A 16,113-nucleotide genomic window follows, 5' to 3' on the forward strand; every position below is an offset into this window, starting at 1 on the left:
AGTTCACAGCCGAGGCGCCGAAGCGGGGTATGCTGCTGTCACCGTTCTACCGCTGACCTCAAAAACAACGCGGGCAATCAATGCCCGCGCAGACTCAAGACTTGTCGTTGACGCTCACTGCGGTACCACGTGCTTGGGCCCCGCCAACGCCCAGGCAATCAACCCGAACAACGGCACAAACACGATCAGCACAATCCACACGCCTTTATTGCTCGCTTTGCCCTCGCTCTTGCGCACCCGATTGATGGCCCAGAGTTCAATAAGCAGAAGAACTGCCGCCAGTACGATCCACACGGTTTCGATTTGCATTGGCTACCTCCTGATGGTCTGTGCGTTAGGTGGCGTGGGGGGCGGCGGGTTCATTTATTTTTGTTCAGGGCATTGAGCTGGCGGGCCAGTTCCAGAGCGACCCGACCGCTGTTGAAGGTCGGCAGCAGGTGCGTGAAGGGGATGTCGATCATTCGGTTTTCCCGCACCGCGCGCAGTTGCGACAGTACCGGGTCGTGGCTCAGCAGATCGCGTTTGCGACTGGCGGGTGACCAGTCGGCGTCGGCCAGCAGGATCACGTCGGGATCGCTGGCCAGCAGGGTTTCGCTGTTCACGGTTACTCGATAAAGGTTGATGTCGGCGAACACATTGCGCGCACCGGCAGCGGCCAACAGCTGGGTGACAAAGCCGCGTTGACCTTCGCTGTCGAGGCCTTTGACCTCGCTGTCGAGATAGAACACCGACAGCGGTTGGCCAGTGGCGCCCAAGGCCCGGGCGCTGGCGAGATCGGCGTCCATGGCCTCGCTCAACTGCTGCGCCTGTGGCTGTTTGTGCAGCAATTTGCCCAAGGTCAGCAAGTCACTGCGAACTTGCGCGAAGTAATCCAGCGAATGCCCGTTGCAGGCCGACTCGAGCAAATAGGACGCGATGCCATTGCGCGCCAGCCCCGAACGCGAGGTCACACCGTCGCCGAACGCTGTGGCAAACCCGCCGATCACCAGATCCGGTTTTTGTGCATAAAGGACTTCGCTGGCCGGGTACTGCCGCGCGATCACCGGCACACCGAAATACTCGGATGGCTGCTGAGCGGCAGCGGTGTCATCCAGATAGGCCACGCCGACCAACGCTGGCCCGGCGCCCAGCACCAGGACGATATCGGCCGCATGCTGATTGAGCGCGACGATGCGCGAAGGCTTTACGGCGTCCCATTGCTCGCCGCAATTGCGGTAACTGTCGGCGAGTACGGGCATTGCGCAGAGCAGGGCGGCAAGCGCCACCAGGATCGATCTCATACCTGCGCCTTGATCAGCAAATCCGCAACCACTTCACCGCCCACCAGATGTCCCTCGACCAGCCGCTGCACATCTTCATGGCTGCGCACGCCATACCAGCAGCGCTCCGGGTACACCGTCACAATCGGCCCCAGATTGCACGGAAACTGGCAGTGCGTGCGGGTCAGCAAGACCCCGCACGGCGTCTCGATGTGATCGTGTGTCAGCAAATGCCGGCGCAAGGTTTTCCATAACTGCAAGGCGCCGCGCTGGGTGCAGCGCGGGCCGGTGCAGACGAATACATGGCGCGCATGCTCGGGCACTTGCGACCAGTCCGGGTGCGTGTCGACGCCGTCGACGGTTGTGATCTCACTCATCAGAAGCGGTACGTGTAGCGCACTTCGGAGGTGAACGGCCGGCCGAGGTTATCGACGTTGCTCGAACGGCTGGTGACGTAATCACGGTCGAAGAGGTTTTCCACCAGCAGGCTCACGCGGTGCTGGTGGGCATTGTCGAGGTAGCGATAAGCGTCGGCATCAACCACGGAATAATTGCCGTATTCGACTTGCTTGGAACTCTTGATGTCGCGGATGTAACGGATCGCACCGCCGGCGCCCCACAGGCGGTTTTCCGATTCGTAGCCCAGCCGCGAGCGGGCGAAGAAGCTCGGGATATCGTTGAGGGTCACACCGCTGCGCGATTCGGTGAGGTTGCGGGTCATGTCCGCTTGCAGGCTCCACCGATCGTTGAGCGCGAGCTTGGCGTCGGCCTCGAAACCACGCATGCGCACCAGGCCTTCACCGTTGACCCAGTGAATGTCGTCAAGGGTAATCAGGTCATCGATCTTGCGTTTGAACAGGGTCACGCTGGCGCTGAATTCACGGTCCAGCAAGAGGCCTTTGTAGTCGACACCGAGTTCAGCGTTGCGGCTTTTTTCCGGCTTCAGGTTGCGATTGCCGATCTCGTCGCCCGGCTCGTTGACGAACAGTTGCTCGGCGTTCGGCAGTTTGTAGGCGCTACCGTATTGGCCGCGCACCGACCAGTTGTCGTTGAGGTCATACAGCGAAGTGAGCATGCCGACCGTGGCGCCGTCGCCGCCGCTCATGGCTTCGTGACGTACGCCGATGCTCGGGTGCCAGTCGGGCAGGGCGTCGATTTGCGGCCGCAGTTGCGTGTAGAACGCGTGGGCTTCGGCCTTGTCGTTGTCGATGATCAACACATCGTCCTGACCCTTGAACCATTGATTGTCGGTGCCGAACACCAGCACATGGCCGCCGGGCAATTGAGCCTTGCCTTCGGCCTGCACACCCCAGTCGGTGAAGCCCCAATAGTCGTTGTGATTAATGACCCTGGTGCCGCTGCCATTGACGTTGTTGACGCGGGTATAACGTGTGTCCCAGTCGTTGATATGGCCTTTGACGAAGTAGCTCAGGCGTTCATTGAGGGTTTGTTCGAAGGTCGCTGTGGCGATCTGCTGCACGCGGTCGTTGTTGGTCTGGTGATTGTCCAGCGGGCGGGCGAAGTCGAGGTTGGCGTCGGCGTACTGGTAGAACAGTTCCAGTCGCGAATCATCCTCGAACGACTGAATTGCCTTGCCGCCGAACGTGGTGACTTCGTAGGCGCGTTTTTTCTCGCTGACGTTCTTCAGGTCGCGGTTGCGGTACGGCTGGTAACCGTCGGAGACGTTGTGGCTGACGTACGCCAGCAGACCGAGATCGCCAAAGCCGTTAGTGAAGATATTCTCGACGCGGGCGTCTTCGGTGGTGCCGCCAAAGCTGTCGACGCCTAGATTCACCTCGCCGGAGGCTTTGCGCGACTGCGGGCTGCGGGTGACGATATTGATCACGCCGGACACGGCCTGGGTGCCGAACAACAGGCTCTGGCCACCCTTGAGCACTTCGATGCGCTCGATGGCGTTGGCCGGCAGGGTGTCCAGATAGAGGCCGCCATACAGGCGATTGTTCAGGCGCACGCCGTCGAGCAGGATCAGCGTGTCGTCGTTGCGCCCGCCGAGCAGCGAATAGGTGCCGTAGTCGAACGGGCCGTTTTTCGGCGCGACATACAAGCCGGGAATGAACATCTGCATCACGCGGCTGACATCGGCGCTGGGGCCGGCGCGTTCGATCTGCTCGCGGCTGACGATCTCGACCTTGCTGCCGAATCTGGCCATGTCGGCGACGGTGGTGGACTCCACCGACGGTGCAGAAACGATTTGCTGATTGAGTTGCAGTGGCGCGTCGTCGGCCAGCAGCACAGGGCTGAACAGGCAGCCGCACAAGAACGTTGGAGCCGAGGTGTAGAAAGGTCGAATCATTGTCTTCTCGAAAAGGATCTTCGCAGAAGAGCATGCAAGAGAAGGCATCGCGCACAGCCAATACCGGCCCATGCCCGCCCACCGCAGGATTTTGCCAAACACTTTCCAGGCCGGTCTCCGGGCTCGCGCGTATCGAGGCTTTCACCTTCCCATGGCTGTGTGGCCACAGTGGTGTATTGAAAGCATCACGCGCATACCGTTGCGGGGGCAGCACCGGACTTGTTCGAAAAGAACGTACCGGTTTCCCGTTTCACCCCATGCACGGCGGCATGGGACACCTGAAACTGGCCGGCATCTGAACATTCGACGAGCGTCTCGTCAATGTGTCAACCAACGGAGGAAGTCTATTGAATGCGTTCCAGAGCGACAAACTGGCCACTCAACCACGTATAAAGCTGAGACACCGCCGGGGTGATCTGCTTGCGATGCGGGCACACCAGGCTCAACGGTGAGGCATTGCCGGGAAAATCCTTCAGCAGCACGACCAGTCGTCCTGCGATCACGTCTGCACTCACGTCCAGCCAGGATTTGTTGGCGATGCCTTCGCCGCTCAACGCCCAGCGGCGCACGATGTCGGCGTCGTCGCTGAACAGCGGTCCCGAGACCTGGATCGTTTCACTGCCAAGGCTCCACTTGTCGTAGATCCGGCCACCTTGCTGGTAGAGCAGGCAAGGGTGGTTGTGCAGATCGACCGGCGTTTGCGGGTATCCGTGGCGCTCCACGTATTCCGGTGCGGCGACCAGCACTCGCCGGTTCCACGGTGCCAGCGGCAGCGCCACGTAGTTGGCATCTTCATTCGAGCCGTATCGAATCGCCACGTCTACCGGGTCACGAAACAAGTCGGCCATCTGGTCCGACAGGGAAAATCGCAAGGTCAGCTCCGGGTGCTGGCGGCGAAACAGCGTGAGCCACGGCAGCAAAATGTTGCGCCCCAGATCCGACGGCGCCGTCACTTGCAGCACGCCACGCAACGTGGCGGTTTCACCGCGCAGGTTTTCCTTGCCTTGCTTGAGCGCCTCCAGCACCGAGTGGGCGGTGGGCAAGTATTGCTCGCCCTCGGCGGTTAATCGCAGGCTGCGGGTGGTGCGCGCAAACAGGCGCACGTCCAGCTCACGCTCCAGTCGCTTGATCGCCGCGGCAACCTGACCGGGCAATAAATCCGCCTCAAGGGCGGCAGCGGTGAAGCTGCCCAGCGCGGCGCTGCGGGTGAACAAACCAAGATCATCAATGCGGATCATTTTCACTCCTGCAGTGAAAGTGTTGGCGCATTCTGCTGGTTTTTCTTTGTGCTTGGGAAGTCGAAGATGGCGACAAGCGAGCACATCAGCTCTTCAGACAGCGAGTTTCCATGAAAGCCATCACCTTCACACAACACGCCTTGCCCATTGAGGATCCGCAGTCGTTGCAGGACATCGACCTCCCGGTGCCGACTCCCGGCCCAAGGGATTTGCTCGTAGAGGTTCAAGCCGTGTCGGTCAATCCGGTCGATACCAAAGTGCGCGCCGGCACTTTCACCAAAGAACCGAAAATCCTCGGCTGGGATGCCGCCGGCATCGTCCGCGAGGTCGGCGCTGAAGTGACGCTGTTTCAGCCTGGCGACGAAGTGTTCTACGCAGGCTCCCTTGCCCGCACCGGCAGTTATAGCGAATTTCACCTGGTGGACGAGCGAATCGTCGGGCACAAACCGCGTTCATTAACTGCAGCGGATGCGGCGGCATTGCCGTTGACGTCGATCACCGCTTGGGAACTGTTGTTCGACCGTCTCGGTGTCACCGAGGGTTCAGGGCAGGGCAAGTGCCTGTTGATCACGGGTGCAGCGGGCGGCGTCGGTTCGATGCTGGTGCAACTGGCCCGACAGTTGACGCGGCTTACCGTCATCGGCACCGCCTCGCGGCAGGAAACGGCTGACTGGGTCCGGCAATTGGGCGCGCATCACGTCATCGATCACAGTCAGCCGTTGCTCGCACAGTTGCAGGCACTGGGCATCGACGAGGTCAGCCATGTCGCCAGCCTGACCCATACCGAGCAGCATTTTGCCCAGATGATCGAAGTGCTTCGACCACAAGGGCGTCTGGGCGTGATCGACGATCCTGAGAGCCTCGACGTGATGCCGCTCAAGCGCAAGTCGCTGTCGCTGCACTGGGAGCTGATGTTCACCCGTTCGCTGTACGAAACCCCGGACATGATCGAGCAGCATCACCTGCTCAATCGCGTCAGCGATCTGATTGACCAAGGCATTTTGAAAACGACGGTCGGTGAACATTTTGGCGCGATCAACGCGGCAAACATGCGCCGTGCCCATGCCTTGGTCGAGAGCGGCAAGGCCCGAGGCAAACTGGTTCTCGAAGGTTTCTGATTTCACTCATTCAGACGGGCCTGCACGCGGGCCGGTCAGGAGCAGCTCATGCGTATGAAAAAGCTTTCTGCTGCATTGGCCATGGTCATGGCAGCGCCGTTCGCCCATGCAATCAGCGCCGTCGCGTTGCCGGCTGATGCCCCCGCCGACCGATCGTTCGGCAAGCTTGAACAGGTCCATGCGTTCTACGACGCGATGCCCACCGGCGTGACCGTCACCGAGACCGGGCGAATCTTCGTCAACTTCCCGCGTTGGGGCGACAACGTGCCGTTCACCGTGGGCGAGATCCGCGACGGCAAAGTCGTGGCTTACCCGAACGCGGCGATCAACCAGGAAAACCTCAACGATCCCAGTGATGGTCTGATCAGCGTACAAAGCGTGGTGGCCGACGGGCGGGGCCGTGTCTGGTTGCTCGATACCGCCGCACCGGGTTTCGCAGAGCCAAAACCCAAAGGCGCGAAGCTGATCGCGGTGGATCTGGTCAGCAACAAGATCGTCAAGCGTCTGGTGTTCCCGGACAACGTCATGTTGCCGAGTACCTACGTCAACGACATGCGTTTCGACTTTCGCAAAGGCCCAGAGGGTACGGTCTATCTCACTGACTCGTCCCTGCGCGGACCGGGCGCAATCATCGTCATGGACATCGCCAGCGGCAGTGCAATGCGCCGTTTGAGCGGTGTGCCGGCAACCTCGGTTGACCCGACTTTTGTTCCGGTGGTTGAAGGCCTGCCACTCACCGTTGAAAGTCCGGACGGCAAGCGCAAACCGCTGGGCGTAGCCTCGGACGGCATCGCGCTGTCGGCGGACGGCAAGACGCTGTATTTCACGCCGCTGTCGAGTCGGCACCTGTATTCGGTGTCCACCGCGTTGCTGCGTGATGCCAACTTCAGTGAACAGCAACTGACGGCCGCCGTGCAGGATCTGGGGGAGAAGGGCGCGTCCGATGGTCTGGAGGCTGACGCCGCCGGCGCCATCTATGCCGGCGATTACGAGCACAACGCGATCCGCAAACGCCTGCCGGACGGCCAATGGCAAACGCTGGTACACGACCCGCGCCTGCTCTGGCCAGACACATTGTCGATTGGCCCCGACGGCTATCTGTATTTCATCGCCAACCAGTTGCACCGCCAGGCGGCATTCCGTTCCGGGCAGGATCAGCGGCAAAAACCTTACAGCCTGATGCGTCTGAAGATCGACGCAGCGCCGGCACCGACGCGCTGATTTCCAAGCGGCATTGAGGTTTACGTTTTCACTTTTCAGATCAGGAGTTCAATCATGGATCTCGTTTCTCTGGCCAAGCGCCGATTCACCACAAAAGTTTTCGATGCCGACCGCAAGATTCCCAGGCACACACTGGAGTTACTGCTGGAACAACTGCGTAACAGTCCGTCGTCGGTCAACTCCCAGCCTTGGCATTTCGTGGTTGCCGAGAGTGATCAGAGCCGGGCCCGAATCGCCCACAGTACTCAGGGACCGTTCAGCTTCAATCAGCCGAAAATACTCAACGCGTCGCACGTCATCGTCTTTTGCACTCGCACGCATCTGCCGGAGGAATACCTGCAGGCGTTGCTGGCTCAGGAAGCCATGGACGGGCGTTTTCACAATGCCGAGGCGCGAGCAGGGCAGGAGCGTGGACGGCGCGGTTTTGTCGATCTGCATCGCTTCGATCAGAAAGACCTGCAGCACTGGATGGAAAAGCAGACCTACCTCGCGCTGGGCACATTGCTGCTGGGTGCCGCCTCGCTGGGTATCGACGCGACGCCGATGGAAGGTTTCGACAGCAAAGTCCTCGACAGTGAACTGGGCTTGCGCGAACAGGGGTTCACCAGTCTGGTCGTGGTGAGCCTCGGCTATCACAGCAGCGAAGACTTCAACGCAGGCCTGCCCAAGTCCCGCTTGCCGTCCCAGTCGCTGTTTACCTTTCTCTGAATGCAACCGGTCCCTGGAGTATTGAAGATGAGCCAGTCCACAGAAACATTGATCTCGATTGCCGTGCTCAAGGCCAGGTCAGGCCAGGAGCAGGCCTTGAAAGAAGGCTTGCTGGCGCTGGTTGAGCCGACACGCGCAGAGCCGGGCAATCTCGATTACGTGTTGTTTGAACTGCGCGACCAGCGCGGCACGTTCTACATGCGCGAGGCCTTCAAGGATCAGGCGGCACTGGATGCGCATTTCGCCATGCCTTACTTCAAGCGCTTTGCCGCCGTGGCGGATGACCTGCTGGAAGAGCCGCTGCAACTGATATTTCTCGAGCACGTCTCGAACTGATCCAGTCGTCCACGCAACCTGTCAGGATGTTCTGCCATGAAAGATAACGCGCAACGGCCAACCCACGTGACGCCGGTTTACGAAGACATCGATGCCATTGAAACCAATGAGTGGCTGGAAGCCTTGGCAGGTGTCGCGAAAGTAGGTGGCAGACCGCGCGTGCGGTTCTTGCTGCTGCGACTGGCCGAGCAGGCCAGCCGTCTCGGCGTGCAAACGACGGCGAGTGCGTATTCGCTGTACCAGAACACCATTGCGCTCGAACAGCAGCCGGTTTATCCCGGGGATCTGGTGATGGAGGAGCGCATCACTTCGATCATTCGCTGGAACGCCCTGGCCATGGTGGCGAAGGCGAACAAGGCCTATGGCGAATTGGGTGGTCACATTGCCAGTTATGCCTCGGCGGCGGAAATTTTCGAGGTCGGCTTCAATCACTTTTTCCGTGCGGACAGCGAAGCCGGGCGGGGTGATCTGGTTTACTTCCAGGCGCACTCTGCGCCCGGGGTGTACGCGCGGGCCTTTCTTGAAGGGCGTTTGCAGGCGTCGCAACTGGAGCGTTACCGGCAAGAAGTGAAGGGTGGCGGATTGTGTTCCTATCCGCATCCCTGGTTGATGCCCGACTTCTGGCAGTTTCCCACGGGCTCAATGGGTATTGGCCCGATCAATGCGATTTACCAGGCACGGTTCCTGCGGTATTTGCAGCACCGAGGGATTGCCTCGACGGAGGGGCGGCATGTCTGGGGCGTTTTTGGTGATGGCGAGATGGACGAGCCGGAGTCCATCGCTGCGCTTTCGCTGGCAGCGCGGGAGAATCTCGATAACGTCACCTTCGTGATCAACTGCAATCTGCAGCGTCTCGACGGACCCGTACGCGGCAACGGGCAAATCGTTCAGGAACTGGAGTCACTGTTCAGCGGCGCCGGCTGGAATGTGATCAAGGTGTTGTGGGGTTCGGACTGGGACCCATTGTTTGCCCGCGATGACGGCCATGCACTGTTGCGCCACTTCGCCGGGATGGTGGATGGCGAGTACCAGAATCTGGGGGCCAATGACGGTGCGTATAACCGCAGCCATTTCTTCGACCAGGACCCGCAGTTGCAGGCGTTGGTTGCAGACATGAGCCCGGAGCAGATCGACGCGTTGCGCCGGGGCGGTCACGACTTTCGTAAGTTGCATGCCGCGTTCGAGGCCGCGCGCAAGCATAAGGGCAGGCCGACCGTGGTGCTCGCCAAAACCAAGAAAGGTTTCGGCATGGGCCAGATCGGCGAGTCGCGCAATACCTCGCACCAGCAGAAAAAACTCGATATCGAGATGCTCAAGGCATTCCGTGATCGTTTCGCCTTGCCGCTGGATGATGAGGCCGTGGCACAAATGCGCTTCTACAAACCGGCCGACGACAGCCCCGAGTTGCGATACCTGCATCAGCAACGACGGGCACTCGGCGGTTACCTGCCCAAGCGCAACGGTGTGGCTGCACCAATAACAGTGCCACCGCTCGACAGCTATGGCCGTTTTGCGCTGAAGGCCGATGAGCGTGAAAATTCGACGACCATGGCGGTGGTGCGACTGTTCACCAATCTGATCAAGGACAAACAATTAGGGCCGCGCATTGTGCCGATTGTCGCCGATGAAGCGCGCACATTCGGTATGGCAAATCTGTTCCGGCAGATCGGGATTTATTCATCTGTCGGCCAGTTGTACGAGCCAGAAGATGCCGGCGCGCTGCTCTATTACAAGGAGTCCACCGATGGGCAACTGCTCGAAGAAGGCATCACCGAAGCCGGTGCGATTTCTTCCTGGATCGCTGCGGCCACGTCCTACAGCGTCAATGGCGAGCCGATGCTGCCGTTCTACATCTACTACTCGATGTTCGGTTTTCAGCGCATTGGCGATCTGATCTGGGCGGCGGCCGACCAGCGCGCCAGAGGCTTTTTGATCGGCGCCACTTCGGGGCGCACAACGCTGGCCGGTGAAGGACTGCAGCATCAGGACGGCTCCAGTCAGTTGATGGCGGCCACTGTGCCCAACTGCCGCGCCTACGATCCGGCATTTGCCAGCGAGGCGGCGGTCATCATCGACCATGGCTCCCGGCGCATGCTTGAGCAGCAAGAGGATGAGTTCTATTACCTGACGGTAACCAACGAGAACTACGTTCAGGCCTCACTTGAACCAGACGAACACGCGGACGTGATTCGCGGCATGCGCCTCTATGCCCGCTATGGCGAGGAGGTACCGGCGGTTCGTTTACTGGGTTCGGGAGCGATTCTGCGCGAGGTGATCGCCGCCGCGCACATGCTGGATCAAGAGTGGCAAGTCAGCAGCGAAGTGTGGAGTGTGACCAGCTTTTCCGAACTCGCCCGTGATGCCCGCGAGGTACAGCGCCAGCAAGTGTTCGGCGGCGATGTCGAGTGCCAGAGTCACCTGCTGCATTGTCTGCCCGGTAACGCTCCGGTCGTGGCGGTCAGTGATTACGTGCGTGCCTATGCACAATTGGTGGCGCCGTATTTACAGGCGCCGTGCATCTGCCTGGGCACCGACGGATTTGGACGCAGCGACACACGCTCGGCGTTGCGCAGCTTCTTTGAAGTGGATCGCTATCACATCGTTTTGGCGGCGCTGGCTTCGGTCGATCCGCAGGCACATGCCCAGGCTCGGGCGAAATACGCTATCGACGCCGACGCCGAAGCCCCCTGGAACTGCTGAGCTTTCACGTCGCGTGTTGCTTCTTTCATCAACCAACCTCAGAGGCAGATCCATGTCGTTCGGTACTTTTTTCGAATTCGGCGTCATGCCTGTAAAAGTCGCACGCGCCTCGTTATGTGGGCTGCTGCTCGCAGCCGTGCTGGCCGGGTGTGCAAGCCAGTCCCCGCAACCTCCGGTGCTGGAGGTTGCGTTGCAAAGCAACGAACAGATCTGGAACGCAGTGGCCCGTTTCGACGGTCAGACTTATGTTGCCGGTCCTCGCTGGACAGGCGGCAGTGGTTCGCAACTCAGCGTTTTCAATGCTCAGGGCCAGCGCTCGGCCTTCCCGGACCCGAGCTGGAATGCCTGGGGGCCGGGGCAAGATCCGCGCAAGGCGTTTGTGAATATCAATGCCTTGCGCCTGGAAAAGTCCGTGTTGTGGGTCGTGGACACCGGGGCGGCGGATTTTGGCGGAAATCCTGTACCCGGTGGCGCCAAACTTGTTGCCATCGATCTGGTTGAAAAGCGTGTGGTGCAAAGTTATCCGTTTTCTGCTGAAGTCGCCCGTCCTGGCAGTTACATCGATGACGTTCGTTTTGAGGGCCAGCATGCCTTTCTGACTGACGCCGGTAACGCGGGCATCATCGTCCTTGATCTCGTCAGCGGTGACGCCAGACGGGTGCTGAACGGGCATCGTTCGGTGACGGCCGGCCATGAGCGAAACATTGTGCTCGGCGGCCAAACGCTCAAGGCGCCGGACGGTACTGCGCTTCGTGTCAATGCCGATCCACTGGAGGTCAGTCCGGATGGTGAATGGCTGTATTTCGGGCCGTTGCAAGGCCCATGGTCCAAGGTTCGCATCGCTGATCTGACCGCTTCTGCACTGACGCCTGCGCAACTCGCCAGCCGCGTTGAACCCTTTGCTGACCTGCCACCCACCGGGGGCACCGTGATGGATGCCAGTGGCAATCTGTACTTCTCCGATCTGGCTCAAGACGCCATACGGGTTCGCCGGCCTGATGGGCGTATCGAGACGTTGATCGTCGATTCACGCCTGCATTGGGTCGATGCGCCGTTTCTTGATCGCGACGGCACACTCTGGCTGCCTGCTGCACAAATGGATCGTGTCGGTCTGTTCAATGACGGCACGACGCGGGTGCAATGGCCGATGACGGTGTTCCGTTTGTCCAAACGGTAGGGTGGCAGGTAACCGTACACCACTGGAGCAGGGTCACCGCTGTGCGCGCTGCTCGTGCAACAATCAGGACATACCTTGCGCACCCGGCAGTACCGAAAATGGGTGGCGATCAACTGATTGAATGGCTTGCCGACGTCCGGCCCTATATCCTTCCCGCCTGTTTGATGGATTGATTTAGGGAAGAATTGCATGCCGTTCAGGGTGATGGTGGTCGGTGGTTACGGAAACTTCGGCAGCATCGTGTGCCGGCATCTGGCGCTGATGCCGGACATCGGCCTGGTGCTCTCCGGCCGTGATCCGCGCAAGTTGCAGCGCAAAATCGATGAGCTGAACAATCAATCGGGCAACGTCTGCGAAGGCTGGTGCGGTGACGCGATGGGCGCGGAGTTCGAAGCCGCTTTGCGCGCGCTGAACATTCAGTTGGTCGTTCACACCGGCGGGCCGTTTCAGGGGCAATCCTATGCGGTGGCGCAGCGTTGCATCGACGCCGGCGTGAATTACTGCGACCTCGCGGACTGCCGCACCTTCGTCAACGGCATCGATGTGCTTGATGCCCAAGCGAAGCAAGCAGGCGTGGTGATTCTCAGTGGTTGCAGCTCGGTGCCAACCCTGTCGTCGGCGATCATTGATGAACAGCGCCAGCGCTTTTCGCGCATTGACTCGATCGAGCATGGCATTACCTCTTCGGCAAAAATGCCCGGGCTGTCGACCATCGAGGGCGTACTCGCTTACGCCGGCAAACCGATCAAACAACTCAAGAACGGCAAGGTGCATGAAGTCTCCGGCTGGCTGGACCTGACCCTGCGCAAGATGCCGCAGATGGGCACCCGATTGCTGTCCAACGTTGATGTCCCGGACATGGACATCTTCGCCGCTCGTTATGGCGCGCAGACCTTGAGCTTCAAGGCAGGCGCCGGTCTTAAACTCGGCGGCATCGCCAACGGTCTGCTGGCTCAGGCACTGAGAGTCGGGCTGCTGCGCGACCATGCATTGTGGGCCGGAAGACTGCATCGCCTCGGCACGCGTTTCGAGCGTTTCGGCGATGGCAAAAGCGCGATGTACATCGACGTGCAGGGCCTTGGTGTTGACGGCAAAGCGCTGTCGATGACCGCGCAACTCACCGCCCTGAACGACAAAGGCCCAGAGATCCCCAGCTGCGCCGCCGTGGCCCTGGCCACGAAAATGGCCCAGGGCTACGTGCCGACCGCCGGCGCCCGACCATGCGTGGGCGAAATCAGCGTCGCCGAATACATGGCCGCGATCAACGACCCGGACAACCTGAGCCTCGCCGTGCAGTTCTCGGAAGGGCAGCACTGACATGCTCTATCTGTGGCTGAAGTACCTGCACATCATCGCGGCGATTTTCCTGTTCGGTTTCGGCATGGGCTCCTACCTCTACCTGATCGCCGCCAGCCGCACGCGCAACCCGCAAGTGATCGCGCACGTCGCGCGCATGGTCGTGGGCTTCGACACGTGGATTACCACGCCAGCGGGGTTTGTGCAGATTATCACCGGTTATCTGCTGATGCGGCTTTCAGGGTTGTCGATGAGTACTGATTGGGTGCTGACCTCGCTGATCATCTTCTTCTGCGTTGGCTCGTTGTGGCTGCCGGTGTTGCTCCTGCAGAAGCGGCTTTACGTCATGGCGTCGAGTGCGAGCGCAGCGGGGGCGGGGCTTGATGAGCAATACCAGGGTGTATACCGCCAATGGTTGTGGATGGGCGTGCTCGGGTTTGCCGGGATGTTTGTCATCGTGCTGATGATGGTGACGAAGATGACACCGCTGCAGTTGTTCAGCTTGTTGACGTAGGTGCCGTTGTTTTCAGAAAACGCTGTTCATGATCCGGGGTGGGCAGCAGGCAGGTGTCGTACTTGCCGAACAATCGGTAGCGGTTAAGCGCGATGCGGTCGTAAGCCCAATCGCGCAGGCCACGCGGGAAGATGCGCAGCAACCGCAGTGGCTGCCAGCGAGCGGGTAGTTGGCTGATGACTTCGAAGAACGCGTCCGAGCGTTCCCAGTAGTGACGGTCACGGATGACGGCCATGGTGTCGAATTGATCGACCGGCAGGCCGGCCCACGCGAGCAAGGCCTGTCCCTCCGGCGATTGTACCGCTGCCAAACGCACGCGACGTTGATGATCGTGGCGGATGAGGAACCGTGCCCAGCCGTTGCAGAGTTTGCACACGCCATCGAACAGGACCACGGATTCGCCGGGGTTGAGGAGCGGGGCGGGGGTTGGGCGGGTTTTTGGGGTGGGCATTGGCGTTGTTCGGGATAGGCTGGAGTATTGCGATCATAGCCTCAGAAGGGGCTATCTGCGAAAGGCCGCTTGTGGCACAAACCGGATTGGGGCGTGAACCTCAGCGATCGGTGACAACGATCCAGTATTGGGGTCATTCCCGAACTGCAAACTCAGTATCTGCCGAGCAGAATTCGGAGAGAACCCAACGGTCTATCCTTCAAGACTTGACTCAAATTGATCGGGGCGCTGATGTATGAACTCTCTCTGGATCGCACTGGCCATTTTTGCGTGCCTCGTTGCTGCCTCGCTTCTCATGATGCAGTGGTACCCGAAGCTGGCATCCCACCACAGGGATGACGAAACCAACGCCGTCATTCGTCTGGTAGCCAATATTTTTGTGGTTATGACATCGCTGGTCTTTGGCTTGATGATCAATTCTGCCAAAAACACTTTCGAGTCCATCGATGCAAACTTCCATGGGTATGCAACCAGCATGATCATTTTTGATCGGACACTGCGGGGCTATGGCGATGCGGCGCAAGATACGCGAAATCGTCTGATCACCTATCTTGAACGCGCTATCGAGACCCCGTATCGGGGAGACGAGGCGCTGCAGCATCGTAACAGCCAGGCGGCTAAATACCTGGATGATATAGGCAAGTCTTTGGCTCTTATCAAACCCCCGGACCGCTACCATGAAACGATGCTTCAGGATATTCGTCAGCAATATCATTCGCTCATCGAGCAACGCTGGAGGATCGTCGAGCAATCCGAGGGAGCGATTCCTGGCCCGCTTATTGGGATGCTAGTTGCCTGGTTGACGCTCATTTTCGCCAGTTTTGGATACCGCGCGCCCCGTAATTCGATGGTGATAGGAATGTTCATCATCTCGTCATTACTCATTGCGGCGTCCGTATACCTAGTTTTGGACATGGACGTGCCATTTCATGGTCCCATCCAGATATCCGACGAGCCCCTGCGCAGGGCGCTCGCAGTCATGCAGCTTTAGGGGCGCGTGGCGCGCTGGCGTTTTGCGTCGTAGTCTCGAAGCGGACCACAGGAAGTTCGCTTCCGGCCGAAACCGACGCAAAATGCAAATTCGATCCCTTTGTGACAGCAGCCAGACCGCCGCCACAAAGGGATTCCCCCTCAATCTACCGGCACGACATTATCCAGCGCTTGATTCACCGCCAATTCTCCCAGCATTACCACTTGCGCAATGCACTGAAGCGTCTTGCGCGCCGGACCTTCCACCATTGCGATCACATTGCCCAACATCACCGAAGCAGAGCCCAGCGACTCACTGGCGTTGACAAGTAATTCCTCTGTTGCGGTTTTCGGGTTGGCCTGGAACATCGTGCTGGGGCGGTACGGTGTGGCCATTATCTGGTCGGCGGGTTTGAGGTAGTGATCGAGTGCGCGTTCGGCGGCTTCGTGGAATTTCTTTGAGTCGGATGATTCATACGGGGAGGCCGGATCTGTTTCCGGCGGATTTGGCGTGATCTTGAACATTTCTTCTTTTTCCTGTTGGGTGGCCGCCGCTCCGAGCTACTAAACAGGGGGTGGCAGCTGTACGCAGGTTAGTAGACCGGGGAAAAGAAGAAAGCCGGCGCGCCCGAGGGCACCCTACGCACAGCCGCCATCAAGTGCAGGTAAGTGAATACCTTCCAATGGACGCTTGTGCACTTTCATTTACCACGGGCTACTAAACCCGATCACTGGGATTCAGTGACGCGAACCAAGTTACCGGTGGCCCTTGAGGCGCACAAGCCGGCGGATTCTGGCGTAGTCGTAGGTAA

At 59.6% G+C, this 16,113-nt stretch carries 16 protein-coding genes and 1 riboswitch; of the genes, 9 read left to right on the forward strand and 7 right to left on the reverse strand.

The window, feature by feature from the left end; genetic code table 11:
* Nucleotides 1-114: 114 nt before the first annotated feature.
* From QZR14_RS19405 to QZR14_RS19425, 5 genes are all read right to left on the reverse strand, one after another.
* Nucleotides 115-309 (reverse strand): PLDc N-terminal domain-containing protein, encoded by a 195-nt coding sequence (locus QZR14_RS19405; RefSeq protein WP_250604706.1) that lies wholly within the window; start codon nt 307-309, stop codon nt 115-117.
* 50 nt (nt 310-359) lie between these two features.
* A complete protein-coding gene (locus tag QZR14_RS19410) occupies nt 360-1,280 on the reverse strand; it encodes an ABC transporter substrate-binding protein (RefSeq protein ID WP_250604708.1) in 921 nt (306 codons plus the stop codon).
* Nucleotides 1,277-1,636 carry a (2Fe-2S) ferredoxin domain-containing protein gene (locus QZR14_RS19415; RefSeq protein WP_250604709.1) on the reverse strand — a complete coding sequence of 120 codons (360 nt, stop codon included), beginning with the start codon at nt 1,634-1,636 and terminating at the stop codon, nt 1,277-1,279. Before QZR14_RS19415 ends, QZR14_RS19410 begins: the two co-directional genes overlap by 4 nt.
* Nucleotides 1,636-3,573: a TonB-dependent receptor plug domain-containing protein gene (locus QZR14_RS19420; RefSeq protein WP_311997451.1), complete on the reverse strand. Its 1,938-nt coding sequence runs from the start codon at nt 3,571-3,573 to the stop codon at nt 1,636-1,638. Before QZR14_RS19420 ends, QZR14_RS19415 begins: the two co-directional genes overlap by 1 nt.
* Before the next feature lie 91 nt (nt 3,574-3,664).
* Nucleotides 3,665-3,870, reverse strand: a riboswitch (cobalamin riboswitch).
* A gap of 47 nt (nt 3,871-3,917) precedes the next feature.
* Nucleotides 3,918-4,811 (reverse strand): LysR family transcriptional regulator, encoded by an 894-nt coding sequence (locus QZR14_RS19425; protein WP_250604712.1) that lies wholly within the window; start codon nt 4,809-4,811, stop codon nt 3,918-3,920.
* 110 nt (nt 4,812-4,921) lie between these two features.
* Here QZR14_RS19425 and QZR14_RS19430 point away from each other — a divergent pair, with 110 nt between their 5' ends.
* The 8 genes from QZR14_RS19430 to QZR14_RS19465 all read left to right on the forward strand — a co-directional run bounded on the left by QZR14_RS19430 (nt 4,922) and on the right by QZR14_RS19465 (nt 13,881).
* Entirely contained in the window at nt 4,922-5,929 is a 1,008-nt protein-coding gene (locus tag QZR14_RS19430) for a zinc-binding alcohol dehydrogenase family protein (RefSeq protein WP_311997452.1), read from the forward strand.
* A gap of 48 nt (nt 5,930-5,977) precedes the next feature.
* Nucleotides 5,978-7,150, forward strand: a complete 1,173-nt coding sequence (locus QZR14_RS19435) for a major royal jelly family protein (protein WP_250604716.1) — start codon at nt 5,978-5,980, stop codon at nt 7,148-7,150.
* A gap of 54 nt (nt 7,151-7,204) precedes the next feature.
* Nucleotides 7,205-7,858, forward strand: coding sequence for an oxygen-insensitive NAD(P)H nitroreductase (nfsB, locus tag QZR14_RS19440; protein ID WP_095049900.1), 654 nt, complete (start codon nt 7,205-7,207; stop codon nt 7,856-7,858).
* A gap of 27 nt (nt 7,859-7,885) precedes the next feature.
* Complete coding sequence (locus QZR14_RS19445; protein WP_250604718.1) at nt 7,886-8,194, forward strand: putative quinol monooxygenase; 309 nt, start codon at nt 7,886-7,888, stop codon at nt 8,192-8,194.
* Between the two features lie 36 nt (nt 8,195-8,230).
* On the forward strand, nt 8,231-10,894 hold the full coding sequence (mdeB, locus tag QZR14_RS19450; RefSeq protein ID WP_311997453.1) for an alpha-ketoglutarate dehydrogenase: 2,664 nt from the start codon (nt 8,231-8,233) through the stop codon (nt 10,892-10,894).
* A 52-nt stretch (nt 10,895-10,946) separates the two neighbouring features.
* On the forward strand, nt 10,947-12,071 hold the full coding sequence (locus tag QZR14_RS19455; protein ID WP_311997454.1) for an L-dopachrome tautomerase-related protein: 1,125 nt from the start codon (nt 10,947-10,949) through the stop codon (nt 12,069-12,071).
* 189 nt (nt 12,072-12,260) lie between these two features.
* Nucleotides 12,261-13,388 carry a saccharopine dehydrogenase family protein gene (locus QZR14_RS19460; RefSeq protein ID WP_311997455.1) on the forward strand — a complete coding sequence of 376 codons (1,128 nt, stop codon included), beginning with the start codon at nt 12,261-12,263 and terminating at the stop codon, nt 13,386-13,388.
* Between the two features lies 1 nt (nt 13,389).
* On the forward strand, nt 13,390-13,881 hold the full coding sequence (locus QZR14_RS19465) for a DUF2269 family protein (RefSeq protein ID WP_311997456.1): 492 nt from the start codon (nt 13,390-13,392) through the stop codon (nt 13,879-13,881).
* Here QZR14_RS19465 and QZR14_RS19470 read toward each other — a convergent pair.
* Nucleotides 13,865-14,332, reverse strand: coding sequence for a thiol-disulfide oxidoreductase DCC family protein (locus QZR14_RS19470; RefSeq protein ID WP_250604728.1), 468 nt, complete (start codon nt 14,330-14,332; stop codon nt 13,865-13,867). The genes QZR14_RS19465 and QZR14_RS19470 overlap by 17 nt on opposite strands.
* Before the next feature lie 235 nt (nt 14,333-14,567).
* On the opposite strand from QZR14_RS19470, the gene QZR14_RS19475 reads away from it, so the two are divergent.
* The gene (locus tag QZR14_RS19475) at nt 14,568-15,323 is read left to right on the forward strand and encodes a bestrophin-like domain (RefSeq protein ID WP_250604732.1); all 756 of its coding nucleotides are present in this window, start codon (nt 14,568-14,570) and stop codon (nt 15,321-15,323) included.
* 140 nt (nt 15,324-15,463) lie between these two features.
* Here the strand turns inward: QZR14_RS19475 and QZR14_RS19480 are convergent, their stop codons facing one another.
* Nucleotides 15,464-15,826 (reverse strand): DUF6124 family protein, encoded by a 363-nt coding sequence (locus QZR14_RS19480; protein WP_250604734.1) that lies wholly within the window; start codon nt 15,824-15,826, stop codon nt 15,464-15,466.
* Nucleotides 15,827-16,113 lie beyond the last annotated feature (287 nt).

The organism is Pseudomonas sp. rhizo66, assembly GCF_031931925.1.
Taxonomy (GTDB): Bacteria; Pseudomonadota; Gammaproteobacteria; order Pseudomonadales; family Pseudomonadaceae; genus Aquipseudomonas.